This is a genomic window from Solirubrobacter soli DSM 22325, from assembly GCF_000423665.1.
Lineage (GTDB): Bacteria > Actinomycetota > Thermoleophilia > Solirubrobacterales > Solirubrobacteraceae > Solirubrobacter > Solirubrobacter soli.
Map to the genome: position 1 here is coordinate 37,911 of NZ_AUIK01000008.1, position 24,519 is coordinate 62,429.

A 24,519-nucleotide genomic window follows, 5' to 3' on the forward strand; every position below is an offset into this window, starting at 1 on the left:
CCAGGGAGGACACCATGGCGACTGATCACTACGAAGAGACCGCACGACCCCGCAGCGGCGTATCGCTGGCCAAGGGCCCGGTCGCGGCGCTCGGCCTCGCGTCGCTCGCGCTGGGCGTGCTGGGCTTCATCTTCGCCAGCCGCAGCTTCACCTTCGACGCCCCGAGCGGCACCGTCACCGGCACGACGTTCATCGGCATCGAGGGCAACGGCTGGACGTGGGTCGTCTTCGCCGCCGCCGGTCTTCTGCTCCTGCTCGGCTCCACGATCCACTGGGGAGCGAAGTCGATGGCGTTCATCGTCGGCGTGGCCTTCGTCGTCGGCGCGCTGATCGCGCTCTCCGACGGCGACGACATCCTCGGCGTCGTGGCGATGAACAACTGGACGACGCTGGTCATGGGCGCCGGTGGCGCCGCGCTCATCGTGCTGTCGATGATGCCGCGCGTCGGCCGCCGCCGCGGGGCCGCGCCCACCACGGTCGAAGAGCGGCGGAACGGCCGCTTCGCGCGCGACCGCGAGCCGATCGCCACGACGACGGCGGCCGACGATCGCGCGGCCACGACGCGCCACGAGCCGCTCGTGGACGACCGCGCCGCCACCACACGTCACGAGCCGCTCGCGGACGACCGCGCCGCCACCACGCGCCACGAGACGCTCGACGAACCCGCCACGACGCGCCACGGCGCCGTCGCGGCCAGCGAACGCCGCGCCCCGCTCGACGACGACCGGCGCTAACCGGCGTCGATGGCCCGCGCCACCTCGTCGTAGGTCGGCTGCGGGCCGAAGCCCGTCAGGCACCACGTCGCACCGGCCGCCGCCCACGGGGCGGGGTCGGTGCCGGCCCGGTTGGTGACGACGATCTCCTTGCCGGGCCCGACCGCCGCGATCAGCTCCGCCAGCACGTCCGGCGTCTCCTGATCGATCGGGAAGACGCCGTCGTAGCGCTTCGCGCGCTCGAGCGGGCCGCGCTTGAACGGCCAGCGCGCGGCGACCCAGATCGGGATCGTCCCGTTCACGGGGCGCGGCTCGAGCTCCCCCGCCCAGAACGCCTGCAGCTTGGCGAGCCCGTCGTCGAGCAGCCGCGCCCGCTCCTTCATGTCGGTGACCTCGCCGAAGCGCTCGAACTCGCCGCTGCGATCGGACCCCGCCCCGACGCCGAGCACGAGCCGCCCGCCGCTGAGCCGGTCGAGCGTGACGGCCTCGCGCGCGAGCTGCTGCGGGCGCCGGCGGGCGAGCGGCGTGACCAGCGGGCCGGTGATCAGCCGTTCGGTGCGCATGACGATCGCGGCCATCGTGATCCACGGATCCGCCAGCCGACTGACCGGCGGGCGATAGTCGATGTGGTCCCAGAGGAAGAAGCCATCCCACCCGCGCCGCTCGGCGCGCTCGGCCAGCTCGGCGACGCGGGCGGGCTCGGACAACTCGTCGAACGGCGCGATGAAGATGGCTCGGTTCACCGGGCGGACGCTAGCGGGCCGCGCAGCGGGACCTCCTCCAGCAACGTGACCACGAGCAGCGCCGCGAACGCGACCGGCGCGGCGTAGAGGAAGATGCTCGGCCCCGTGTACATGGCGCCGAAGGTGGCGGTGCCGATCGCGCCGCCGAGCGAGCGGAACAGGTTCGCGCTCGCGGTCGCGATGCCGAGGTCGCGACGGTCGACCGCGTTCTGGATCGCGACGGTGAGGACCTGGGAGACCAGGCCGAAGCCGAGACCGAAGAACGCGAGCATGAGCGCGATCGTCGCCGTGCTGGTGTGCGCGTCCATCGTCGAGAGCGCGACGAGGCCGAGCGCCATGATCGCCAGCCCGAGCAGCGGGAAGCGCTTGTAGCGGCCGGTCCTGGAGATCGCGCGGCCTGAGAGGGTCGTCGAGATCGTGGCGGTGATCAGCAGCGCGAGCAGGATCACGCCGGACTCGGTCGCGCTGGAGCCGATCACGGTCTGCAGGAACACCGGGACGAACACGATCACGGTGAAGAACGAGAGCGTCGTCAGGAACAGCGCGGCCGAGACGATGTTGAAGACCGGCTCGCCGAACAGCCGCAGCGGGAGCACGGGCTCGGCGGCGCGGCGCTCCTGCACGAAGAAGGCGGCGAGCAGCACGGCGAAGGCGCCGTAGAGGACGTAGGCGTCCTGCGTCGTCGCGAGCAGCAGGCTCGCGAGCGCGCCGGCGAGCAGCGTCGCGCCGAAGTAGTCGAGCTTGACCGGCTTGCGCTCGACCGGCAGGTGCAGCGACGTCGTCACCAGCGCCAGGCAGGCGATGCCGATCGGGAGGTTGACGTAGAAGACCCAGCGCCAGCTCGCGTGGTCGGCGAACAGGCCGCCGAGCAGCGGGCCGGCGACGCTGGCCACGACGAACACGAGCTGGATGTACCCCTGGTAGCGGCCGCGCTCGCGCGGCTCGACGATGTCGCCGACGATCGCCATCGCGAGCGTCATCAGCCCGCCGGCACCCAGGCCCTGGAGGGCGCGGAAGGCGACGAGCTCGCTCAACGACTGCGCGGCGCCGGACAACGCCGAGCCGGTGAGGAAGACCACGATCGCGGCCACGAAGAGCCTCTTGCGGCCGTAGAGGTCGGAGGCGCGGCCCCACAGCGGCATCGAGACGGTGGCGCCGAGCAGGTAGGCGGTGACGACCCACGACAGCTGGTCGAGCCCGCCGAGGTCACGCACGATCGTCGGCAGCGCCGTGGCGACGATCGTCTGGTCGAGCGACGCCAGCAGCATCGCCAGGAGCAGCCCCGCGAAGGTCGTGCGGAAAGAAGTCATGGCAGAAAATGTAGCGACACAAAGTTTTGTGTCAAGCCAAGATTTGTGCTGATACATTTCGAGCCATGGCCACCGGACTCCGGGAGCGCAAGAAGCAGCAGACGCGCGAGCTGATCGCCGAGACCGCGCGCCGCCTCTTCGGCGAGCGCGGGTTCGAGGCGGTCACCGTCACCGAGATCGCGCGTGCCGCCGAGGTCTCGGCCCAAACGGTCTTCAACTACTTCCCGACCAAGGAGGACCTCGTCTACTGGCGGCTCGAGTCCTTCGAGGACGAGCTGCTGGGGACGATCCGCGACCGCGCGCCGGGCGAGTCCGTCCTCTCCGCGTTCGGCCGCTTCGTCCGCGCGCCCCGGGGGATGCTCGCCAGCCACGACCCCGAGACCCGCGAGCGGCTGGCGGCGCTCACCCACATGATCGTCTCGAGCCCGTCGCTGCTGGCGCGCGAGCAACAGATCTTCGAGGGCTACACGCGCGACCTGGCGGATCTGCTCGGCGGCGACGTCGAGGCGCGGGTCGCGGCCGGCGCGATGATCGGGCTGCACCGCGCGCTGGTGGACTTCTCGCGCGAGCGCGTGCTGGCGGGCGCGCGCGAGGAGCTCGCCGACGAGGTGACCGCGCAGGCCGACAAGGCGCTCGCGCTGCTCGAGCACGGCCTGGGCGAGTACGGCTCAGAGAACTCCTAGGCAATTCCGAGGTTCGGCCGCAACGCTCGATGCATGGCCGTACTCGACCCCACCTTCCTCCAGGACCGCGCCTACGTCGGCCGCCGTGCACTCGGCGGCGGCTGGCGGATCGTGTGCGGCGATCAGCTGATCGTCGCCCCCGACGCCAACGGCGCCGCCCTCGTCCTGCTGTGCGACGCCTTCGCCACCGACCGCGTCCGCGAGGACCTCGTCTTCGCGTTCGCGCGCTGGCTTCCCCGCTGCGACTTCCGGCTCAGCGCCGAGTTCGTCGCCGGCTGGGCGCTGCGGTGGGCGTTAATGGAGGCGTGATCCGAATCGCGCACACCGCGGACCTCGACGCCGCGACCCTCACCGCCGCCCGCGCACTCTTCGACGAGGCGTTCGACGACGACTTCACGGACGACGACTGGGAGCACGGCCTGGGCGGCATCCACGCCCTCGCCTACGAGGGCGACGAGCTCGTCGGCCACGCCGCCGTCGTGATGCGCCGGATGCTCAGCGACGGCCGCGCGCTGCGCACCGGCTACGTCGAGAGCGTCTGCGTCTCCCCCCGGCACCGCCGTCGCGGCCACGCGAGCGCGGTGATGACCGAGATCGAGCGGATCGTCCGCGGCGGCTACGACATCGGCGCGCTCGGCGCCACCGACGAGGCGATCCCCTTGTACGAACGCCACGGCTGGCGCGCGTGGCAAGGTCCACTCTCCGCCCTCACGCCGGACGGGATCGTGCCGACGCCGGACGAGCAGGGCGCGGTCTACGTCCTCGCGGACGAGGACGTAGACCTGACCCTTCCGCTCACCGCCGACTGGCGCGACGGCGACGTGTGGTGACTAGGACCCGATACGGATCTTCATCGACGTCCCGCTCTGCTGCATGACGCGGATCGTCACGCCCACATGCGGCACCTTGACGCCGACCGTCGGCAGCGCCGGGTCCCAGTACTCGCGGCGGTCGTCGAACAGCGGCTGCGCCGCCTGCCCGCGGATGTAGGACGCGCGGCCCGTCTCCTGGGCGTGCAGCGTGAACGAGTCCGACTTCTCCAGCCCGAACGGTGCGTCGTAGGTCTGGATGCGCCCGCGCCACGGCTTGCCGTCGAGGCGGTAGATCGGCGTCGGGTTGGCGTCGATCGGCAGCACCTCGCCCTGACCGGGATGGACGCTCTCGTTGTTGTCGGAGAACGACGTGTCCCAGTAGTTGATCAGCAGCCCGTTCTGGTACGGGAAGTGCTCGACCCAGTCCGGCCGGTCCGGGAAGCCGAAGTTGTACGGCCCGGTCTGCAGGTAGCGGTCGTAGGCGGTGTACGTGCGGTTGGACGCGACGTAGTAGTGGTCGTAGTTCTGCGACGAGGTCGCGCCGACGATGCTGAAGCCGCTCGCCGCCCAACCGTTGGCGCCGTTCTCGGCGCCGTCCGTGAACAGCGTCTGGGTGCCGTTGGTCAGCTTGATCTCGTCGACGAAGATGCCCGGCGGCTCGGTCGAGTCCGGGTTGCCCTGCTGCGCCGGATCGGTCTTGTAGTGGAAGCGCAGCGAGACCGTCTTGTTGGCGTAGGCCGACAGGTCGAAGGTCGCCGGCTTGTAGCCACCTGAGACACCGTCGATGCCGTTGCCCTCGGCGGGCTTGGTGATCGATCCCGGGATCGCCTTGTAGCCCGACCCGTCGTCGACCTCCACGTACGCGTAGTCGCACGCGTCCGGCCCGCAGTCCTCGATGTTCCAACGGCCCTGGAAGGACAGCGTCGTGGTGCCCGAGGGCACGGCGACCTGCCGCGCCAGCGTGGCCTCGTAGTCGTCGCCCGTCCCCGAGTACCACTGCTTGGTCCCCGCCGCGGGCGCGCCGAGCGGCGTCGTCACCACCTTCTGCGGCAGCACGACCACGACGCCCTGCGCCTTGGCCGTGTTGCCCTCGTGCGGGCCGAGGTCGAGCGTCTTGTTCTGGCCCGCGACGACGATCTCGTAGTCGAGCCAGCCGAGCTGCAGCTTGTCCCACGCTCCGAGGTCCGCCGGGCGGGTGCCGATGCCCTGGTCCTCCGGCGCCGAGACGCGGCTCTGGGCCATCAGCGTCCACCAGTTGACCGCGTTGTCCGGGCCGCCGGCGGTGTCGTAGTGGTCCGGCAGGCCGAGGTCGTGCCCGTACTCGTGCGCGAACACCGACAGGCCGCCGTTCTCCGGCTGGATCGTGTAGTCGGCGACCCACAGGCCGGTGGTCCCGATCTGGGTGCCGCCGTCCTTGTTGCCTTCAGGCCCCTGGCCGGTGTTCTGGAACGCCTTCCAGCGGTGCGACCAGATCGCGTCCTCGCCTTGGTAGGGGTCGCCGTCGGCCTCGTCGCCGCCCGCGTGGACGATCTGGAAGTGGTCGATGTACCCGTCCGGCTCGTTGAAGTTGCCGTCGTGGTCGTAGTCGTTGCGGTCCCACTGGTCATAGGACGCGAGGTCGGCCTTGATCTGGTCGTCGGTGCGGCCGGCGGCGTGCTGGTTCGCGACCCACTGGTTGATCGCGTCCTGGATCAGGTTCCAGGTGTTCGAGCACACGTTGGACGCGCACGGATAGCCGCCGCTGCGGCCGTAGCGGGCCTCGTTGTAGCGGACCTTGACCCAGTCGGTGACCTGGCCGTCGACGCTGTAGCGGCCGGACGACTGGCGCTCGTAGAACGTCTTGAGCGACTCGCCGCCGGTCCCGAAGTACAGCTGCTGGTAGTGGTCGCGATTGAAGTCCGGCTGCCAGACGGTCGAGTTGTCCTTGGACCGGTCGGGCGCCGGGATCCGGTTGTGCAGCGGCCCGTTGAACGTCGTCGGGCCGGGGATGTTCTTGTTGGTGTCCTGGTCCGGGTAGTTCGGCGCGCGCTCGTCGCCGAACTCGGCCAGCACGACGAAGATCTTGTCGGTCTTCTCGCGCGCGAGCTCGACGTACTGGTCCTCGGCCTTGGCGCCCGGGGCGGGCGCGGCCTTGCCGAGCTTGACGACCTTCGAGCCGTTGCGGTCCTCGACCTGCGCCTTGCCGGCGAGGACCTCCTTCAGCGCCGCTTCGCGCAGCTCGCGGCGCTTGCTCTCCTCCGGGTTGGGGAGATCGTCGGCGACCGCCGTCTGCGGTTGCCCCGTCGTCCCTGCCGGTGGTGCCGCGTCAGCGCTGAACGCGAATGCCGTCGCCAGACCCAGCGCGACACCGAGGCTTCCCAGCCCCGCTTGAACTTTTGACATTGTGCCTCCCGAGCACGCAGTGCATATGGGTCCCGAAGAAGCACCCCTGCCTCTCGGGAACGGCCGCCAGCCTAGCTCGGGTTACGCGTCAACCAAGCGAGCGTGTCAGCTTGCTACAGCTTCCCAGCGCGCGTAGAGCTCTTCGAGCGTCTTCTTGGCTGCGGCGTGGCGCTCGGTCGATTTGGCGGCGGAGCGCGGATCGTTCCACGCCCCCGGGTCCGCCAGCTCCACCTCGAGGGCGGCCAGCGCGGCCTCGGCCTTCTCGATCTCGGCCTCGAGCTTCTTGGCGCGGGCCTGCTCGTTCTTGGAGCGCGGCTTGGTCTCGACGACCGGCGCGGGCTTGGCCTTCTCGACGACCGGCTTGGCGCGCTTGGCGGCCTTCTCGGCCTCCGCGCGCTCCTCGCGCACGCGCACGTACTCGGGCCAGCCGCCCACGTAGGAGTGCAGCGTCTGGTCCTCGAGCGCGACCGTGCGCGTGCCGACGGCGTCCAGCAGCGCGCGGTCGTGGGAGATCAGCAGCAGCGAGCCGGGGAAGGCCTGCAGCGCGGACTCGAGCGCCTCGCGCGACTCCACGTCGAGGTGGTTGGTCGGCTCGTCGAGGATCAGCACGTTCGCGCCCGAGTGCACGAGGATCGCGAGCGAGAGCCGCTGGCGCTCGCCGCCGGACAGGCCGTCGACCGGCTTCTCGGCCTCCTCGCCGCTGAACAGGAACTGTCCGAGCAGAGACCGCGCGTTGTTGGGCGTCAACTTCGTCGCGCGCTGGCAGGCCTCCACCACCGTGCCCGTGCCGAACATCTCCTCGGTGTGCTGCGAGAGCAGCCCGAGCTTGACGTTATGGCCGGTCCGCAGCTTGCCGCCGTCGAACTCGCGCCCGCCGGTCAGCGCGGTGATCAGCGTCGTCTTGCCGGACCCGTTGGCGCCGACCAGGGACACGTGCTCGCCGCGCTCGAGCCACATCTCCGCGTCCTGGAGCAGCGTGCGGTCGCCGATCTTCAGCAGCCCGTCCTCGACCTCGAAGATGACGCGCCCGGAGCGCTCCGGCGGCTTGAAGGCGAACCCGAGCGCCTTGCCGTTCTTCGGGTCGGTGGTGAGCCGGTCGATCTTGTCGAGCTTCTTCTGGCGCGAGGAGGCCTGGCGCGCGCGGGTGCCGGCGCGGAAGCGGTCGACGAAGCGCTCGAGCTTGGCGATCTCGGTCTGCTGTTTCTCGATCATGCGGCCGAGCGCGAGCTCGCGCTGCGCCTTCTCCGCCCGCCACGCGTGCCACGTGCCCTTGAAGAACTTCGCGCGCCCGCCTTCGAGCTCGAGCACCGACGTGCCGACGGCCTCGAGGAACCAGCGGTCGTGGGCGACGAGCACGATCGCCGCGTCGAGCGACTGCAGGTGCGTCTCCAGCCACTCGAGGCTGGCGATGTCGAGGTGGTTGGTGGGCTCGTCGAGCAGCAGCAGGTCGGGATCGCCCGCGAGCGCGCGCGCCAGTGAGGCACGGGTCAGCTCGCCACCGCTGAACGTCTCCAGGCTGCGGTCCAGGTGCTCGTCGCGAAAGCCGAGCCCGTGCAGGGTCGAGTTGACCGACTCGCGCCAGTTGTAGCCGCCGGCGTGCTCGAGCTTGGCCTGCGCCGTGCCGTAGGCGCCGAACGTCGCGTCGTCGAGCGCGCCCTCGGCCATCGCCGCCTCCAGCCGCGCGAGCTCGGACTCGAGCGCGAGCAACTCCTTGCAGCCCGAGAGCACGTAGTCGCGCAGCGTCAGGTCGCGATCGCGCGGCGGGCGCTGATCGTGCAGCGAGACCTTGACGTCCTTGGCGAAGACGAGCTCGCCGCCGTCGACCCCCGCCTCGCCGGAGAGCATCCGCAGCAGCGTCGTCTTCCCCGACCCGTTGCGGCCGGACAGCGTCATCCGGTCCCGGCGCTCGAGCTTGAACGAGACGCCCCGGAGCAGGGGCTCGCCCGCCATGTCCTTGGCGAGGTCGGATGCAATGACGACGGCCATCGTCAATGAGGATAGGTATCCTCCCGCCCATGGTCCGTACGGCTCTTCTCACCCTGTGGATGTTCGCGATGAGCGCGCCGCTCGCGCTCGCCAACGACGGCGGCGAAGGCACCTACGGCCCGGCCGACGACAAGGTCGTCACGAGCGCCGCCTTCATCATCATCGGCGGCTTCCCGGTCCTGGTCGCGGTGCTCTCGATCCTCTACACGATCACCGAGCGGCGCCGGCTCGTCCGCCTCGCCGCGGCGAAGGCGCGCACCGCGCGCGCAGACCAACGCGGCGGCTGGTGATTAAGGAAGTCGAGCAGCCCCGCCACCCCACCCCGATCATCCGACCTTAACCACCCGAACCCTCATCCAGTTTGAACGCCGGGGCCGCGTCGCGCTCGTGACCATCGACCGGCCGGAGCGGCACAACGCCGTCGACGGCGAGACCGCGGCCGCGTTGCTCGCCGCGTTCGAGCGGTTCTCTGAAGAGGACGCCGACGTGATGGTCCTGTACGGCGCGGGCGGCAAGGCCTTCTGCGCCGGCGCGGACCTGAAGGCGATCGACACGCTCGACCCCGACGCCCCGGGCGGCCCGATGGGCTTCACCCGCCTCGCGTCGCCCAAGCCCACGATCGCGGCGATCGACGGCCACTGCCTGGCGGGCGGCCTCGAGCTCGCGCTCTGGTGCGACCTGCGCGTCGCCTCCCCGAAGTCGACGTTCGGCTGCGCCGAGCGCCGCTGGGGCGTGCCGCTGATCGACGGCGGGACGCAGCGGTTGCCGCGCGTGCTCGGCATGGGGCGCGCGCTGGACCTGCTGCTCACCGGCCGGACGATCGACGCCGCCGAGGCGCTCTCGATCGGCCTGCTGACCCGGGTGGCCGACGACGCGCTCGAGGGCGCGCTGGCGTTGGCGAACGAGATCGCCGCGTTCCCGCAGGACACCGTCCGCAGCGACCGTCAGGCCGCGCTGGAGGGGTACGGGCTCCCGCTCGCGGATGGCCTCGCGCTCGAGGCCGACCTGGGTCGCGAGCGGATCCGCACCGCGGTCGAAGGCGCCAAGCGCTTCCAAGAGCGTCGGTAAGCGGCGCAACTCCGGCGCGGGATCGGGTATCGATCTGGTGCCTATGTCTCGCCGCCTCACCCTCGCGTTCCTCGCGCTCCTGCTCGCCGCGCCCGCCACCGCACAGGCCGGGACCTATCACGTCTACACCTGCGCCGCCGGCGGCAAGGTCTATCCGAACGGCGCGTGGAAGGCCGTGGCGGCATCCGGCGTACTGCTGGATTCGAGCTGCGCGGGCAACTTCATCGCGCTGACGGTCCCCGCGGGCGCGCGGATGGCGAACAACACGTCGGCGGCGCTGACGTTCACGACCCCGCCGGGCACGACGATCGCGGACTTCGCGCTCACCCGGCAGATCGGCTTCACCAACCCCGTCGCCGACGGCACGCACAAGTACTTCCTCTTCTACAGCCTCGGGCCGACGATCTTCGCCGGGGCGGGCAACTACGCCGACCCGACCCGCAACGCGCTCAACGCCCAGAAGCAGTGGTACGGATACCCCGACGGCAACGTCGCCGTCGCCAAGAGCGGGGTCTCGCGCGCGAGCTTCCCGGCGCTGGCCGCCTACAAGGGCGACGCGAACACGCTCAGCCTGCGCGTGGGCTGCTTCAACCGCGGGACGCCCTGCTCGGTCGCCGCCGGCGGCGCGATCAGCCACATCCTCCACGGCTCGGACGTGACGATCAGCGACCCGACGGCGCCGACGGTGACCGTCGAGGCGTCCGGGCTGCTCGCCGGCGGGGCGCGCAACGGCTCGGACCCGGTGACCGTGACCGCCAGCGACAACTCCGGGATCCGCACGATCGAGTTGATCGACGTGTCCAACCCGGCGGCACCGGTCCTCGTCGGCGTCGAGGACTACGGCGAGGGCGTGACGGACGCCAAGAAAGCGTGCGACTACAGCCAGCCCGCCCCGTGCCCGAACCTCACGCGCGAGACGATCCGCGCGACCTCGCTGACGACCGGCACCCGCTCCGTGCTCGTGCGGGTCACCGACGCCGGCGGCAACATCGTCGACCGCGGCCCGTACCAGGTGTGGAGCGTCACGCCCTCCGACCGCGGCGCGCTCAACGGCTCAGGCGCCACCGACACCGGCACGCTCTCGGTGATCTGGACCAAGGGCCTGAGGGCCAACCGGCGCACGCTGGACTACGGCGAGCGGGCCGGCGTCCGCGGGCGGCTGACCAACTCGAGCGGCGCGCCGATCACCGGCGCCAAGGTGACGCTGCTCAGCCGCGACCTGCGCCAGGGCGCCTCGCTGATCCCGCGCGCGACCTTCACCACCGACGGCGACGGCCGCTTCAGCACGACCGTGACCGCGTCCGCCTCGCGGCTGCTGCAGTTCGCCTGGCTCTCGCACGCCAACGACATCCGCTTCGGCGCCAACGGCTACCTGACGTTGCAGGCGCGCGCGGCGTCGACGCTCAGCGTCTCGACCCGCCGCCCGCGGGTCGGCCGCGCACTCACGATCTCCGGCCGCCTGAAGGGCGTGTCGCGCGGCGGCGTGCCGATCGTCGTCCAGGGGCGACCGAAGGGCTCGCGGCACTACGAGACGTTCGCGGACACGACGACGTCGGCCGGCGGGCGCTTCAAGGTCCGCTACCGGTTCCGCAGCTCGGCCTCGCGCGGCCACTCGTTCGTCTTCCGCGCCCGCATCCGCCCCGCGGCGAAGTTCCCCTACGAGACGGGCTATAGCTCGACCGCGACCGTGCGCGTGCGCTAGGCCAGCCAGCGGTTGCTGCTGTACGGCGGCAGCGTGCGGACGAACATCATGATGATCAGCGTCGACCCGAAGTAGCCGTACAGGCTCGCCACCGACTCATGCTGGGCGGTCGCGTTCTGGCCGAACGAGAGCAGCGCGAAGACCAGCAGCGCCAGGGCCAGAGCGGTCAGCAGGAGCGGTTTGCGCCGCGACGGGCGGAACTCGGTCGTCACCACGCTCGCGATCAGCGTCAGGAACACGATGCCCTCGAGGATCGTGATGATCACCCACGACGCCTGTGCCCCCGGGATCGTCCCGAGGAAGGTCGCGTCGAACTGCTTGCGCAGGGCGTCGGGGATCTTGAAGTCGCCGTCGATCGCCTTGCTCCAGAAGCCGTAGAACCAGAGCCCGGAGCTCACCACGTAGACCCCGAGCAAGGCGAACAGGTAGGCGATCTTGCCGAACGGGCCCGCCTCGACCGTCGGGTCATATGACGACTGCGTGCTCACGTCCCGCTCCTTCCGCCGGACTCTCGACCACTCAGGGTTTCGCCATGCGTGGCCCGGATCCTGTGCAGGTTCCGTCGCACTCGGCGCCCGACCCGAATAGTCTCCCGTCCCGTGCACGGCCACGGGAGGAGAGAGCGTTGACGGCGTACTTCGTCACGGGGGCCACCGGGTTCATCGGGCGCCACCTCGTGGAGCGTCTGCTCGAGCGCGAGGGCGACATCCACGTGCTCGTCCGCGAGGGCTCGCGGGAGCGGCTCGACGCGCTGATCGAACGGTGGGGCGCCGGCGATCGCGTCAAGCCCGTCGTCGGCGACCTCGGCGAGCACAAGCTCGGCGTCGACCCGGCCTCGCTGCCCCGGATCGACCACTTCTTCCACCTGGCCGCGATCTACGACATGGGCGCGGACGAGACCCGCAACGCGCTCGCCAACGTCGGCGGCACGCAGAACGCGATCGAGCTCGCGAACGCGCTCGACGTCGGGATGTTCCACCACATGTCCTCGATCGCCGTCGCCGGGCTCTTCGACGAGGGCACGTTCACCGAGGACATGTTCGCCGAGGGACAGAAGCTGGCCCACCCGTACCACCGCACGAAGTACGAGTCCGAGAAGCTCGTCCGCGAGCGCCTGGAGGCACCGGTCCGGATCTACCGCCCGAGCGTCGTCGTCGGCGACAGCCGCACGGGCGAGATGGACAAGATCGACGGCCCGTACTACTTCTTCAAGGTCATCCAGAAGGTCCGGCACGCGCTGCCGGAGTGGTTCCCGCTGATCAGCCTCGAGTGGGGCTGGACGAACATCGTCCCGGTCGACTACGTCGCCGCGGCGGTCGACCACATCGCGCACAAGGGCGAACTCGAGAACAACGTCTTCCACATCGTCGACCCGAAGGGCCAGCGCGTCGGCGAGGTCCTGAACACGTTCGCCGAGGCCGGGCACGCGCCCAAGGCCGTCATGCGGATCGACCGGCGGGCGACGCAGAACCTGCCGAAGGGCGTGCTCAGCTTCGCGCTCAAGCTGCCCGCGCTCAAGCAGATCCGCGCGAACATCCTCGCCGACCTCGGCATCCCGGACGAGGTCATCGACTACATCGCGCTCACGTGCCGCTTCGACGCGCGCGACACCCAGCGGGCGCTGCGCGACTCGGACATCACGCTGCCGCCGCTGGACAGCTACGCGGTCAAGCTCTGGGACTACTACGAGCGCAAGCTCGACCCGGACCTGTACAAGGACCGCTCCTTCGAGGGCGCGGTCAACGGCAAGACGGTCGTGATCACGGGCGCGTCGAGTGGCATCGGCCGCGCCGCCGCGCTGAAGGTCGCGGCCGCGGGCGGCATCCCGATCCTGGTCGCGCGGACCAAGGAGAAGCTGGACGAGGTCAAGGCCGAGATCGAGGCCACCGGCGGCACCGCGTACGTCGCGCCGTGCGACCTGAGCGACTTCGAGGCGATCGACAAGCTCGTCGAGACGCTGCTCGCCGACCACGCCAAGATCGACGTGCTCGTCAACAACGCGGGCCGCAGCATCCGGCGCTCCGTCGCGCTCAGCTACGACCGCTTCCACGACTACGAGCGCACGGTCCACCTCAACTACCTCTCGCCGGTGCGCTTGATGCTCGGCCTGCTGCCGCACATGCGCGACCAGGGCGGCGGGCACGTCGTCAACGTGTCGAGCATCGGCGTGCAGACCAATCCGCCGCGCTTCTCCGCCTACGTCGGGTCCAAGGCCGCGCTGGACGCCTTCACGCGCGTGGTGAGCTCGGAGACGATCGGCGACAACGTGACCTTCACGACGATCCACATGCCGCTCGTGCGCACCCCGATGATCGCGCCGACGAAGATGTACGACAGCTTCCCGACGATCTCCCCGGAGGAGGCGGCGGACCTCGTGTGCGAGGCGATCCGCGCCAAGCCGAAGCAGATCAACACCAAGCTCGGGACGTTCGGCGAGGTCGCGTACGCGCTGGCGCCGAAGGCCGTCGACCAGATCCTGCACCTCGCCTACAAGGTCTTCCCGGAGTCCACCGCCGCGAAGGGCGGCAAGGCCGACGAGCGCTCGGACAAGGCGTCAGGTGAGGCGACCGCGCTGGCCTATCTGATGAAGGGCGTGCACTGGTAGTCCTATCGGCGGGAGGACTGCAGGCGGCGTTCGCCGCCGAGGCTGGGATGGCGTGTCACTCGCTCCGGCACCGGGGCGAGGAAGTGTTGGGCGCGGTACGCGGGCCGGGTGTGCCGGATGTGCCGTGGATCACCGGGATCCCCCTGCTGCATCCGTGGGCGAACCGGCTGGGTGGCATGGGGTACGGCGACGTCGACCTGACCGGCTCGGGCGACATCTACATCGAGGAGCACGGACTCCCGCTGCACGGCCTGCGGTCCGCCGTGTCGGGCTGGACGGTGTCGCACGCGGGTGACAGGAAGTTGGTCGCCGGACGCGAATTCGCCGGCATGCGCGAGTTCCCGTTCGACCACCGCCTCGAGGTCGCGGCGGAGTTGACCGAGACCTCGCTGACGCTGACCACGACGCTGTCCGCAGGCACGCGGGCGGTGCCGCTGTCGTTCGGCTACCACCCGTTTTTTCAGCTTCCCGGTGTGCCTCGGTCCGACTGGGAGATCGCGCTGCCGGTCGCCGACCGGCTGCTGCTCGACGAGAACCTCGTCCCGACCGGCGAGCGCGTCCCGGCCGGCGACCTCGACGGCCCGCTCGGCGATCGCCTCTTCGACGACGGGTTCACGCTGGATGACCGGGGCGGCCCGTTCGTGCTCCAAGGCGGCGGACGGCGCATTGAGGTGAGGTTTGGGTCCGGTTACGGCTACGCGCAGATCTTCGCGCCCGCCACCGCGGACGTCATCTGCTTCGAGCCGATGACCGCACCGGCGGACGCGCTTCGCCATTCGCCTGACGCCGTCGCGCCCGGCGAGACCTTCTCCGCGAGCTTCACGGTGTCCATCACCTGAAAACCTTGAGCGCATGGGTAATAACGCTTACCGATCGGGTTTTCTGCGGGCGCACCGACCGCGCCCTTACTTACCGGCTAGAGCGCCGACTGCATATCAAACGTCGTACGAATCGCTACCGTCTGGGCTCTTCGGCAGTGGTTTCTCGGGTCGGCGGGGGCCATCCCTGGGGCACTGCATGCCAGGTTCACTAAGAAAGGACGCACCACATGCGTAGGTCCGCATGGACCATTGGGGCCACCGTTCTCGCGGCCCTGTCGCTTGGCGTTGCTGCATGCGGCGGCAGCGACAACACGTCTTCCGGCGGCAACACCAAAACCGACACGGGGACGAATGTTCCCGAGAAGGCGAAGACCGGCGGCAAGCTGACGGTGCTCTGGACTGGCGACGTCGATCACATCGACTGCGGCCAGACCTACTACCAGATGGGCAATTTCATCTGCAACGCGACGCAGAAGCAGCTGTACGCCTACAAGCCCAATGACGGCGCGACGATGGTTCCGGACCTCGCCGACGGCGATCCGCAGGTCTCCGACGACGGCAAGACCGTCACGGTCAAGATCAAGTCCGGCGTGAAGTACTCGCCGCCGTACCAGGACCACGACGTGACGTCGGCCGACGTCAAGTACGCGATCGAGCGCGGCTTCTTCAGCTCCGTCGCCGCCGGCTTCACGCAGTCGTACTACGCCGACCTCGAGGGCGCGAAGATCAACTCCAAGCCGGGCACCGAGATCAAGGGCATCGAGACGCCTGACGATCAGACGCTCGTCCTGAAGTTCAAGCGCGCCGTCGGCGGCGTGATGGCCTCCGGCGCCCTCGCCTACGGCGCGACCGCTCCGGTCCCGAAGGCGTACGCCGCGAAGTTCGACGCCAAGACGCCGTCCACCTACGGCGAGAACCAGCTGGCGACCGGCCCGTACATGATCGAGAACGACGCCTCCGGCAAGGCGATCGGCTACGAGGCGGGCAAGCGCATCCACCTGATCCGCAACCCGAGCTGGGACAAGACCAAGGACTTCAAGCCCGCGTACCTCGACGAGATCGACAACCTCGAGGGCAATGACGATCCGGGCGTCGCCTCGCGCCGCATCCTGACCGGCCAGAGCATGGTCAACGGCGACTTCTCGCCGCTGCCCGAGAACCTCAAGGACGCCGCGACCAACCGCAAGGACCAGCTCAAGCTCGTGCCCTCCGGCGGCGGCCGCTGGATCTCGATGAACACGACGGTCAAGCCGTTCGACGACATCAACGTCCGCAAGGCCGTCATCGCCGGCTTCGACCGCAACGCGCTGATCCTCACCCGCGGCGGCAAGCTGGTCGGCGATCCCGCCACGCACATCCTCCCGCCCGGCATGGCCGGCTTCGAGGAGGCCGGCGGCATGGACAGCCCCGTTGACTTCATCTCGAAGGACGGCTCGCCTCTCCCGGACAAATCCGCCGAGTACTTCAAGGCGGCCGGCTACAAGTCCGGTAAGTACGAGGGCACGGAGAAGATCCTGATGGTCGGCTCCAACGCGGGCGTCGCCGCCAAGACGGCCGAGTCCGCCAAGGAGCAGCTGGAGAAGATGGGCTTCAACATCCAGATGCGCCTGGTGCAGCAGCAGACGATGTACACGCGCTACTGCAACACGCCGTCCGCCAAGGTCGCGATCTGCCCGAACGTCGGCTGGCTGAAGGACTTCGCCGACGGTCAGACGATGCTCGATCCGACCTTCAACGGCAAGAACATCCTCGAGCAGGGCAACTCCAACTGGCCGCAGCTCAACGACCCGACGATCAACAAGGCGATGGACGACGCCGAGCTGCTCCCGAAGGAGCAGCGCCCCGCCGCCTGGGCCGCGATCGACAAGCAGGTCACCGCGCAGGCCGGCGTCGTGCCGTGGATCTGGGACAAGCAGCCGCTGATCGAGTCGGCCAACGTCAACGGCGTGGCCTCGATCTCCAACGCCCAGTGGGAACTGGCTTGGACGTCGCTCAAGTAAGCAGAGCGTTCCCGCTCTACGCCTGAAAACAACGGCCCCGCAACGCGGGGCCGTTGTCGTTTAAGCAACGCGTATCTTCACCACAGAATCCCTTGAACCTGGTGGTCGATGCTGCCGGGCATGCCCACCGCTACGCCGCCGATTCCACAGGACGGACGCGAGCTCGGCGACGGCCTCGGAATCTTCCTCCAGCGCATCGCCCGCACGCGGCTCCTGACCCCCGCCGAGGAGCTCGAACTCGCTCGCCGCATCGAGCGGGGCGATCTTGAAGCGAAGGACCGCATGATCGAAGCCAATCTGCGCCTCGTCGTGCACCTCGCCAAGCGCTTCCAGCGCGAGGATTCCGGGATGACCCTGCTGGATCTGATCCAGGAGGGAACGATCGGCCTCGTGCGCGCGGTCGAGAAGTTCGACCACCGGCGCGGGTTCCGGTTCTCCACCTACGCGACCCTCTGGATCCGCCAGGCGATCGGCCGCGCGATGTCCGAGAAGGGGCGCGCCGTGCGGCTGCCCGTCCATGTGGGCGATCGCGTCCGCAAGCTGCAGGCGGTCGAGCGCCGCCTGGCGATGGCGCTCGGCGCCATGCCCACCACCGCGGAGCTCGCCGACGCCCTGGAGTGGTCCGAGAACGATGTCGCCGATGTCCGCCGGATCGCGATGGCCCCCGTATCTCTTGAAGCCCCGGTCGGCGACGCGGGCGACGCCGAGCTCGGTCACCTCCTCGCCGACGAGGGCCCCACGCCCGAGGAATCAGCCGCCGTGTCACGCATGCACGCGGACCTCGGGACCGTGCTGGCCGGCCTCGGCGGGCTCGAGCGCCGCGTCCTCGAGCTGCGCTTCGGCCTCGGCGCCGAGGCGCCGCACACGCCGGGCCAGGCCGCCCGCGTGCTCGGCATCACCCCGCGCCGCGTGCGCTGCGCCGAGGACCGCGCCCTGCGGCACCTGCGCGCCTCGCCGGCCACCGGCGCCCTCCGCGACGCCGCGTAGTTAAAGGGGTCAGGCCCCTTTAGGTTTCGCGCCGCCCGGGCCGGGGCGGCGCCCGCCTCCTACGACGTCTTCGCCGCCGATGCTTCGGCGGCCGCGGCGGCGTGCGCCGCCATCAGCTCGCGCTGGACCGAGCGGCCCTCGCCGTTGTTGGGCGAGCGGCGCGTGTAGTTGCCCTGGTTGTCGAGCTCCCACGCGTTCATGTTGTCGGAGAAGCAGCGGTCCAGCGTGTCGATCAGGTCGGCGCGCAGCGTCTCGTCGCGGATCGGCGTGAGCAGTTCGACGCGGGTGTCGAGGTTGCGCGGCATCAGGTCCGCAGAGCCGATGTAGACGGTGTGCTCGCCGTCGCGCTCGAAGGAGTAGATCCGCGAGTGCTCGAGGAAGCGCCCGACGATCGAGACCACGCGGACGTTGTCCGACACGCCCGGGACGCCGGGCTTCAGGCAGCAGATGCCGCGGGTGTTGATCTCCACCTTCACGCCCGCCTGCGACGCCCGGTAGAGCGCCTGGATGCACTCGCGGTCCACGAGCGAGTTCATCTTCATGCGGATCCGCGCGGGCTTGCCCTCGTTGTGGACGGCGACCGTGCGTTCGATCTCCTCGATCACGCCGTTGCGCAGATGCGCGGGGGCGACGAGCACCCGCCGGTAGCCGCGCGGGCGGGCGAAGCCGGTGAGGAAGTTGAACATGTCGGCGACGTCGGCGCCGATCTCCTCGTCGCACGTGAACAGGCCGAAATCCGTGTACAGGCGCGCGGTCTTGGCGTTGTAGTTGCCGGTGCCGACGTGCAGGTAATGGCGGATGCCGTCGCCCTCGCGGCGCACGACCAGGATGCACTTGGCGTGCGTCTTGAGCGCCGGCAGGCCGTACACGACGTGCACGCCCGCCTCTTCCAGCGCGCGCCCCCACTGGATGTTCGCGCGCTCGTCGAAGCGCGCCTTGACCTCCACCAGGCACACCGCCTGCTTGCCGCGCTCGGCGGCGCGGATCAGTGCGGGGACGAGCGGCGAGTCGTCCGACGTGCGGTACACGGTCTGCTTGATCGCGAGCACGTCCGGGTCGTTGACCGCCTGCTCGACGAAGCGCTCGACCGAGCTGACGAACGAGTCGTAGGGATGGTGGAGCAGGATGTCGCGCTTGCGCATGGCGCCGAGCACGTCGGGGAGCTCGTCCTCGTCGGGCTGCAGGCGCGGCTGCGTGACCGGCTGGAACGGCGGGTCGCGCAGCTCCGAGTGACCGGGGATCTTGACGATGTCCCAGAGGTCGTTGAGGTCGAGCAGGCCGTCGACCTTGAAGACGTCCTCGGCGCCGACCTCGAGCGCGCGGGAGATCTGGTCGAGCATCGCGTCGCTCATGCCGGCGCCGACCTCGACGCGCACGGCCTCGCCGAAGCGCCGCGCGCGCAGCTCCTCCTCGACGGCCTGGAGCAGGTCGTCGGCGTCGTCGGACACGCTGAAGTCCGCGTCGCGCGTGACGCGGAAGACGTGCTTGTCGAGGATCTCCATCCCCGGGAACAGCGAATCGAGGTTCTCCGCGATCACGTCCTCGAGCGGCACGAACGTCTTGCCGTCGCCCACCGGCACGAAGCGCGGGAGCATCTCCTTCGGGACCTTCACGCGCGCGAACGTCTGCACGTCGGTGACCGGGTCGCGGACGATCACGCCCAGCGACAGCGAGAGGTTGGAGATGTACGGGAACGGCCGCCCGAGGCCGACCGCCAGCGGCGTCAGCACGGGGAAGATCTGCCGGCGGAAGCGCTCGTCGAGGCTCTTGCGGTCGGTCCGGTTGACCTCGGCGTAGCGGACGATCCGGATGCCGTGCTCGGCCAGCGCGGGGCGCAGGTCGTGGTCGAGGCAGCGCGACTGGCGGGCCGAGTGTTCGCGCACCGCCTTGCGGATCTCCTCGATCGTCTGCGACGGCGTGCTGCCGTCCTGCAGCGGCTTCTCGATGCCCGCCTCGATCTGGTCGTGCAGACCGGCGACGCGCACCATGAAGAACTCGTCGAGGTTGGACGAGTAGATCGCGCAGAACTTGACGCGCTCCAGCAGCGGAACGGACGCGTCCTCCGCGAGTTCGAGCACACGCTCGTTGAACTGCATCCAGCTCAGCTCGCGGTTGTAGTAGAGCGCGGGATCCTGAAGATCCGGCGCAGCGACGGTCTCGGTCGCGCTGGTGGTCTCACTCACGGCGTTCTGAATCATCGCACCCTCGGTGGGTCGATCGTGAACGAGTTGTTACAGCCCGGCGAGGTCGATCAGGACGCCTTCGCGAAGCCCCCCGCAGCCGATCTGCAGCGGGCGGCCGAGCGCCTTCGCGGCTGCGTCGAGCGCCAGCAGGCCGGCGGGCATCAGCCGGACCCGCTGTGCGTCGAGGTCGAAGCGGGCGGCGACGTCCACCGCGGGACCACTCGCCAGTACCCGCAGCGCCTGCGCGAGGCTTGCGTCGTTGAGCTCATCGCCCACGAGCCGGCGCAGCGACGCCGCGCTCCCGCCCACCGCGAGCGCGTGGTCGATGGCGCCGGGATCGATCGGCGTCAGCGCGCGGACGGCGTGCATTCTCACGGCCGCCAGCTCCTCGTCGCCGGGCGGGTCGCCGCCGAGGTAGGCGTCGGCGAGGAAGCCGCTGCCGAAGGCGTAGGACTTCGCCCACTCGACGCCGTGATCGGTGGTCCCGATCGCGATCTCGGTCGAGCCGCCGCCGACGTCGACCACCGCGACGCGCCCCGGAAGCGGCCGCCCCGCGGTGCGGGTGGCGCCGAGGAACGCGAGCCGCGCCTCCTCCTCCCCGTCGAGCACGTTGACCTCGACGCCGCCGTGCGCCTTGATGGCCCGACAGAACTCGTCGCGGTTGGCGGCGCGCCGGATCACGGCGGTGGCGACGGCGCGGATCGTGCTCGCGCCGGCCTGCTCGGCGAGCGCGTGCAGCTCGGCGACGACGGCCGCGGTCTCGGCGATCCGGGCCGCCGGAATCGTCCCGCCCGGCGCCAGGCCACGGCCCAGGCGGGTGAAGGCGCGGCGCTGCAGGACCTCCCTCAGGCCACCAGGGCATGCCTCGGCGACCAGCACGCGGGTGGTGTTCGTCCCGATGTCGATGCAGCCGCAGAGCATTCGCTCGGAAGCGATGTTGCCATGATGGAGGTGATGACGAGCGGCGTTCCCGCGATCGAGGTCCACGGCCTCACCAAGGCCTACGGATCGCACGAGGCCGTGCGCGGGATCGACTTCACCGTCTCGCGGGGCGAGGTCTTCGGCCTGCTGGGCCCCAACGGCGCGGGCAAGACGACCACCGTCGAGGTGCTGGAGGGTTACCGCACGCGCGATAGCGGAACCGTCACCGTGCTGGGTTACGACCCGGAGAACCGCTCGCAGGCGATGCGCTCGCGCGTCGGGATCGTGCTGCAGAGCTGCGGCACCTACCCGCACCTGACGGTCGCCGAGACGGTGGAGCACTTCGCGTCGATGTACCCCGCGCCGCGCCGGGTCGACGAGGTGCTGGCGCTGGCAGGGCTCGACGAGTGCGCCGGGCGCCGGGCGCGGACGTTGAGCGGCGGCCAGGCGCGGCGGCTGGACTTCGCGCTGGCGTTGGTCGGCGACCCGGAGCTGATCTTCCTCGACGAGCCGACGACGGGCTTCGACCCGGGCGCGCGGCGCGCCGCCTGGGATGTGATCCGCGCGCTGCGCGACCTCGGCAAGACCGTCGTGCTGACCACGCACTACCTCGACGAGGCGCAGACCCTCGCCGACCGCGTCGCGATCCTCCAGGGCGGGCGGATCCTGGCCGAAGGGCCGCCGGACCAGCTCGGGGCCTCGCGCTACCGGGTCGCCTGGCGCGGCGCCGACGGGTCGTTGGAGGAGCGCTTCACAGAGAACCCGACGGTGCTGCTCGCCGAACTGACCGCCGAGGCGCTGGCCCGCGGCGAGCGGCTCGAGGAGCTCAGCGTGACGCGCCCGAGCCTCGAGGACGTCTATCTCGAACTGACGGAGACCTTCGCGTGAGTACGGCCGCACTCGCCTGGCGCCAGTACCGGCTCGAGCGCCGGATGTTCTGGCGCAACCCGAGCGCGGCGTTCTTCGGGGTCGTCCTGCCGCTGCTGCTGCTCGCGATCTTCGGCGCGGTGTTCGCCGGCCGCGACGAGGACCTCGACGTGATCGTCCCCGGCATCGCCGCGATGAGCGTGATGTCGGCGACGTTCACCTCGCTCGCCTACAACCTCACGACGCTGCGCGAGCGCGGGATCCTCAAGCGCCTGCGCGGGACGCCTTTGCCGACGAGCGCGTACCTGACCGGACTGGCGGCCAACGCCGTCGCCAACGCGGTCCTGCAGGTCGCGATCGTGCTGGTCGTCGGCCACGTCCTGCTGGGCGTCTCGTGGCCCGGCGACTGGTTCTCCCTGGCCGTCTTCGTGGTCGCGGGCGTGGTCTGCTTCGCGCTGCTGGGCATCGCGCTCTCGCACGCGATCCCCAATCCGGAGTCCGCGCCCGCCTACGTCAACGCGGTCTTCCTGCCGCAGATCCTGATCGCGGGCGTGTTCTACGACGCGCAGGACGCGCCGAGCATCATCCACGACATCGCGCAGGCGCTCCCGCTGACCCACCTGGTCGACGGACTGTCCGGAGCGATCGTCGACGACCAGGGTCTGACCCACCATTGGGTCGCGCTGCTCGTCCTCGGCTGGTGGGCCGCGATCGGGCTCGTGCTCGCTGTGCGGGGCTTTTCCTGGGAAGCGCGGAGAGTGCGCTGAGCGGTTTGCACGTAGTCCGCCGCAACATGTAGGGTCAGCGCCAATACAGCCGTCAACCGCTGTCCACGGTTAGAGCGGCACTATCGACCTGTCAGGAGAGGGATGGCAGCTGGCGTACACGGTCGGGCACGTATCGGTCGTTCGCTTTCAGCCGTAAGGGACGTCGCGTCCCTGCCGGGCTGGCTCCAGATGTTCGTCATCGTCGCGGTCGCCGCGACGATCGTGTTGATCGCCCACGTCGCCGGGGTGCCCGGCCGCTGGGCGCCGCTGGTGATCGGAGGAGCGCTGGGTCTGATGACCGCATTGGTCGCGGGCGCTCCGCGTCGGGAGGATGGAGAAGGCTAGGTCTGGACCACCGGTCCCATCCATCCCTCACTCGAATCAAGTGGGATGGGTTCATGTCGCTGGAACCGCACGCAGTTGACGAAGTGATCGCCGAGACCCAGGCGGCTCTCGACGAGAAAGCGAAGCTCAAGAAGCACTTCGGGCGCTTCGACATGCTGTTCTTCCTCATCTGCACGCTCGTAGGCGTGGACACGCTCGGCGCGGTCGCGAGCAACGGCCCGGAGGGCTTCACGTGGCTGATCGTGCTCGCGGTGCTCTTCTTCGTGCCGTACGCGCTGCTGACCGCCGAGCTCGGCGCGGCGTTCACCGACGAAGGTGGCTGTTACGTGTGGACGAAGCTCGCCTGGGGCCGCTTCGTCGCCTCGATCAACTCGGTCCTGTACTGGCTGTCGAATCCGGTCTGGATGGGCGGCCTGCTGTGCATCACCGCGGTCACGACGTTCAACACGTTCTTCGGTGACCTCGGCAACGTCGGCCAGTACCTGTTCTCGCTGGCGTTCATCTGGTTCGGCGTGTGGGCGGCGATCCTGTCGTTCGGCGTCGGCAAGTGGATCCCGACGCTCGGCGCGTGGGCGCGGATCGTGCTGCTCGCGTTCTTCACCTTCAGCGTGATCATCTACGCGTTCAAGCACGGGCTCCACTCTCCCGCGCTGTCGGAGTTCTCGCCCTCGTACACGCTGTTCATCGGGCTCGTGCCGCTGCTGTTCTTCAACTTCGTGGGCTTCGAGCTGCCGAGCGCCGCCGGCGACGAGATGAAGGACCCGCAGAAGGACGTGCCGTTCACGGTCCTCCGTTCGGCCGTCACGGCGGTCGTGCTGTACGGCGTGCCGATCCTCGCGATCATCATGGTCCTGCCGGCCGATCAGATCACCGGCCTGGGTGGCTTCATCGACGCCATGAAGACGGTCTTCACGGTGTATGGCGGCGAGGTGACCAAGAACGGCGCCGAGCTGAGCGGGTTCGGTTCGGTGCTGGGCAACCTCACGGCCGCGATGTTCATCCTCGTGCTGCTCTCCAGCGGGACGACGTGGCTGATGGGCTCGGATCGCTCGCAGGCGGTCGCCGGCTACGACGGCGGCGGGCCCCGCGTCCTGGGCACGTTCTCGGCGCGCTGGGGCACGCCGATCGTCGTCAACTTCCTCTCCGGGACCGTCTCGACGATCGTCATGGTGCTCGCGTTCCAGCTCTCCGGCGGCGACGCGGAGAAGTACTTCAACGCGGTGCTGAACGTGGTGCTGCTGTTCACCACGGTCTCGTACCTGGCGATCTTCCCGGCGCTGATCAAGCTGCGCTACTCGCACGGGCACGTCTACCGGCCGTACAAGGTGCCGTTCGGGATGGCCGGCGTGTGGATCTGCGGGGTGCTGACGACGTTCTGGGCGCTGTTCGCCTCGCTCGTCGGGTTCTTCCCGGGGCTGGGCGACGGGTCGTTGTTGAACGATTCCGCGCTGCCCGACGGGTTCTCGCGCGGGACGTTCGAGCTCGTGGTGTTCATCCCGTTCGCGATCACGCTGCTGATCGGGATCGGGTTCTACATCGCAGGGCGGGGGACGCGCGCGCGGCTCGCCCCGACGGCGCCGCCGTCGCTCCCGCCCAACATTCAACCTGTCGGTTGACAGTTCTG

The 24,519-nt window shown here is 69.8% G+C and carries 22 protein-coding genes; 15 read left to right on the forward strand and 7 right to left on the reverse strand.

Annotated elements, in window-relative coordinates:
* The first annotated feature begins 14 nt into the window (after positions 1-14).
* Positions 15-734 carry a hypothetical protein gene (locus tag G569_RS0104425; protein WP_028062524.1) on the forward strand — a complete coding sequence of 240 codons (720 nt, stop codon included), beginning with the start codon at positions 15-17 and terminating at the stop codon, positions 732-734.
* Here the strand turns inward: G569_RS0104425 and G569_RS0104430 are convergent.
* Together G569_RS0104430 and G569_RS45515 are read right to left on the reverse strand one after the other, a co-directional pair.
* Positions 731-1,456, reverse strand: a complete 726-nt coding sequence (locus tag G569_RS0104430; protein WP_028062525.1) for an LLM class flavin-dependent oxidoreductase — start codon at positions 1,454-1,456, stop codon at positions 731-733. The genes G569_RS0104425 and G569_RS0104430 overlap by 4 nt on opposite strands.
* Complete coding sequence (locus tag G569_RS45515; RefSeq protein ID WP_053225852.1) at positions 1,453-2,766, reverse strand: MDR family MFS transporter; 1,314 nt, start codon at positions 2,764-2,766, stop codon at positions 1,453-1,455. The genes G569_RS0104430 and G569_RS45515 overlap by 4 nt, the downstream gene beginning before the upstream one ends.
* A 65-nt stretch (positions 2,767-2,831) precedes the next feature.
* Here G569_RS45515 and G569_RS0104440 point away from each other — a divergent pair, with 65 nt between their 5' ends.
* The 3 genes from G569_RS0104440 to G569_RS0104450 are packed head-to-tail and all read left to right on the forward strand — an operon-like array spanning position 2,832 to position 4,279.
* Positions 2,832-3,449, forward strand: a complete 618-nt coding sequence (locus G569_RS0104440) for a TetR/AcrR family transcriptional regulator (protein WP_028062526.1) — start codon at positions 2,832-2,834, stop codon at positions 3,447-3,449.
* Positions 3,450-3,482: 33 nt separating this feature from the next.
* Positions 3,483-3,758, forward strand: a complete 276-nt coding sequence (locus G569_RS62225) for a hypothetical protein (RefSeq protein ID WP_028062527.1) — start codon at positions 3,483-3,485, stop codon at positions 3,756-3,758.
* Positions 3,755-4,279, forward strand: coding sequence for a GNAT family N-acetyltransferase (locus tag G569_RS0104450; protein ID WP_211232907.1), 525 nt, complete (start codon positions 3,755-3,757; stop codon positions 4,277-4,279). The genes G569_RS62225 and G569_RS0104450 overlap by 4 nt, the downstream gene beginning before the upstream one ends.
* Here G569_RS0104450 and G569_RS0104455 read toward each other — a convergent pair whose 3' ends face one another.
* Both G569_RS0104455 and G569_RS0104460 read right to left on the reverse strand, forming a co-directional pair.
* Entirely contained in the window at positions 4,280-6,643 is a 2,364-nt protein-coding gene (locus G569_RS0104455) for an immune inhibitor A domain-containing protein (protein WP_028062529.1), read from the reverse strand. It abuts the gene before it with no gap.
* Between the two features lie 105 nt (positions 6,644-6,748).
* Positions 6,749-8,629, reverse strand: coding sequence for an ABC-F family ATP-binding cassette domain-containing protein (locus G569_RS0104460; protein WP_028062530.1), 1,881 nt, complete (start codon positions 8,627-8,629; stop codon positions 6,749-6,751).
* Between the two features lie 29 nt (positions 8,630-8,658).
* Between G569_RS0104460 and G569_RS0104465 the strand changes: the two genes are divergently transcribed.
* The 3 genes from G569_RS0104465 (at position 8,659) to G569_RS0104475 (ending at position 11,399) form a co-directional block, all read left to right on the forward strand.
* Positions 8,659-8,919 (forward strand): hypothetical protein, encoded by a 261-nt coding sequence (locus G569_RS0104465; RefSeq protein ID WP_037494740.1) that lies wholly within the window; start codon positions 8,659-8,661, stop codon positions 8,917-8,919.
* Positions 8,920-8,983: 64 nt separating this feature from the next.
* Complete coding sequence (locus G569_RS0104470) at positions 8,984-9,697, forward strand: crotonase/enoyl-CoA hydratase family protein (RefSeq protein WP_028062532.1); 714 nt, start codon at positions 8,984-8,986, stop codon at positions 9,695-9,697.
* Between the two features lie 43 nt (positions 9,698-9,740).
* A complete protein-coding gene (locus G569_RS0104475; RefSeq protein WP_028062533.1) occupies positions 9,741-11,399 on the forward strand; it encodes a carboxypeptidase-like regulatory domain-containing protein in 1,659 nt (552 codons plus the stop codon).
* On the opposite strand, the gene G569_RS0104480 is transcribed toward G569_RS0104475, so the two are convergent.
* The gene (locus G569_RS0104480) at positions 11,396-11,887 is read right to left on the reverse strand and encodes a hypothetical protein (RefSeq protein WP_028062534.1); all 492 of its coding nucleotides are present in this window, start codon (positions 11,885-11,887) and stop codon (positions 11,396-11,398) included. The two genes, G569_RS0104475 and G569_RS0104480, sit on opposite strands and share 4 nt — an antisense overlap.
* A gap of 137 nt (positions 11,888-12,024) precedes the next feature.
* On the opposite strand from G569_RS0104480, the gene G569_RS0104485 reads away from it, so the two are divergent.
* The 4 genes from G569_RS0104485 (at position 12,025) to G569_RS45520 (ending at position 17,812) form a co-directional block, all read left to right on the forward strand.
* Positions 12,025-14,004 carry an SDR family oxidoreductase gene (locus G569_RS0104485; protein WP_028062535.1) on the forward strand — a complete coding sequence of 660 codons (1,980 nt, stop codon included), beginning with the start codon at positions 12,025-12,027 and terminating at the stop codon, positions 14,002-14,004.
* Between the two features lie 110 nt (positions 14,005-14,114).
* Complete coding sequence (locus tag G569_RS0104490; protein WP_169542064.1) at positions 14,115-14,843, forward strand: aldose 1-epimerase; 729 nt, start codon at positions 14,115-14,117, stop codon at positions 14,841-14,843.
* A 209-nt stretch (positions 14,844-15,052) separates the two neighbouring features.
* Complete coding sequence (locus G569_RS0104495) at positions 15,053-16,825, forward strand: ABC transporter substrate-binding protein (protein WP_084284195.1); 1,773 nt, start codon at positions 15,053-15,055, stop codon at positions 16,823-16,825.
* A 120-nt stretch (positions 16,826-16,945) separates the two neighbouring features.
* Positions 16,946-17,812: a sigma-70 family RNA polymerase sigma factor gene (locus G569_RS45520; protein WP_053225854.1), complete on the forward strand. Its 867-nt coding sequence runs from the start codon at positions 16,946-16,948 to the stop codon at positions 17,810-17,812.
* A gap of 59 nt (positions 17,813-17,871) precedes the next feature.
* Here G569_RS45520 and ppk1 read toward each other — a convergent pair whose 3' ends face one another.
* Together ppk1 and G569_RS57255 are read right to left on the reverse strand one after the other, a co-directional pair.
* Positions 17,872-20,010, reverse strand: a complete 2,139-nt coding sequence (gene ppk1, locus G569_RS45525; RefSeq protein ID WP_037494742.1) for a polyphosphate kinase 1 — start codon at positions 20,008-20,010, stop codon at positions 17,872-17,874.
* Positions 20,011-20,043: 33 nt separating this feature from the next.
* The gene (locus tag G569_RS57255) at positions 20,044-20,916 is read right to left on the reverse strand and encodes a Ppx/GppA phosphatase family protein (protein WP_053225855.1); all 873 of its coding nucleotides are present in this window, start codon (positions 20,914-20,916) and stop codon (positions 20,044-20,046) included.
* 33 nt (positions 20,917-20,949) lie between these two features.
* Between G569_RS57255 and G569_RS0104515 the strand changes: the two genes are divergently transcribed.
* The 4 genes from G569_RS0104515 (at position 20,950) to G569_RS45540 (ending at position 24,511) form a co-directional block, all read left to right on the forward strand.
* Positions 20,950-21,804, forward strand: a complete 855-nt coding sequence (locus tag G569_RS0104515) for an ABC transporter ATP-binding protein (protein WP_037494902.1) — start codon at positions 20,950-20,952, stop codon at positions 21,802-21,804.
* A complete protein-coding gene (locus G569_RS45535; RefSeq protein WP_053225856.1) occupies positions 21,801-22,550 on the forward strand; it encodes an ABC transporter permease in 750 nt (249 codons plus the stop codon). Before G569_RS0104515 ends, G569_RS45535 begins: the two co-directional genes overlap by 4 nt.
* Before the next feature lie 189 nt (positions 22,551-22,739).
* Positions 22,740-22,895: a hypothetical protein gene (locus G569_RS62230; protein WP_157591814.1), complete on the forward strand. Its 156-nt coding sequence runs from the start codon at positions 22,740-22,742 to the stop codon at positions 22,893-22,895.
* 53 nt (positions 22,896-22,948) lie between these two features.
* A complete protein-coding gene (locus G569_RS45540; protein WP_053225857.1) occupies positions 22,949-24,511 on the forward strand; it encodes an APC family permease in 1,563 nt (520 codons plus the stop codon).
* Positions 24,512-24,519: the final 8 nt, after the last annotated feature.

Coding starts and splice junctions, on each gene's coding strand:
- G569_RS0104465 (WP_037494740.1), top strand. CDS start 8,659: ATGGTCCGTACGGCTCTTCTCACCCTGTGGATGTTCGCGATGAGCGCG.
- G569_RS45540 (WP_053225857.1), top strand. CDS start 22,949: ATGTCGCTGGAACCGCACGCAGTTGACGAAGTGATCGCCGAGACCCAG.
- G569_RS0104515 (WP_037494902.1), top strand. CDS start 20,950: ATGACGAGCGGCGTTCCCGCGATCGAGGTCCACGGCCTCACCAAGGCC.
- G569_RS57255 (WP_053225855.1), bottom strand. CDS start 20,916: ATGCTCTGCGGCTGCATCGACATCGGGACGAACACCACCCGCGTGCTG.
- G569_RS45520 (WP_053225854.1), top strand. CDS start 16,946: ATGCCCACCGCTACGCCGCCGATTCCACAGGACGGACGCGAGCTCGGC.
- G569_RS62230 (WP_157591814.1), top strand. CDS start 22,740: ATGTTCGTCATCGTCGCGGTCGCCGCGACGATCGTGTTGATCGCCCAC.
- G569_RS45515 (WP_053225852.1), bottom strand. CDS start 2,766: ATGACTTCTTTCCGCACGACCTTCGCGGGGCTGCTCCTGGCGATGCTG.
- ppk1 (WP_037494742.1), bottom strand. CDS start 20,010: ATGATTCAGAACGCCGTGAGTGAGACCACCAGCGCGACCGAGACCGTC.
- G569_RS0104460 (WP_028062530.1), bottom strand. CDS start 8,629: ATGGCCGTCGTCATTGCATCCGACCTCGCCAAGGACATGGCGGGCGAG.
- G569_RS0104495 (WP_084284195.1), top strand. CDS start 15,053: ATGCGTAGGTCCGCATGGACCATTGGGGCCACCGTTCTCGCGGCCCTG.
- G569_RS62225 (WP_028062527.1), top strand. CDS start 3,483: ATGGCCGTACTCGACCCCACCTTCCTCCAGGACCGCGCCTACGTCGGC.
- G569_RS0104475 (WP_028062533.1), top strand. CDS start 9,741: ATGTCTCGCCGCCTCACCCTCGCGTTCCTCGCGCTCCTGCTCGCCGCG.
- G569_RS0104455 (WP_028062529.1), bottom strand. CDS start 6,643: ATGTCAAAAGTTCAAGCGGGGCTGGGAAGCCTCGGTGTCGCGCTGGGT.
- G569_RS0104425 (WP_028062524.1), top strand. CDS start 15: ATGGCGACTGATCACTACGAAGAGACCGCACGACCCCGCAGCGGCGTA.
- G569_RS0104440 (WP_028062526.1), top strand. CDS start 2,832: ATGGCCACCGGACTCCGGGAGCGCAAGAAGCAGCAGACGCGCGAGCTG.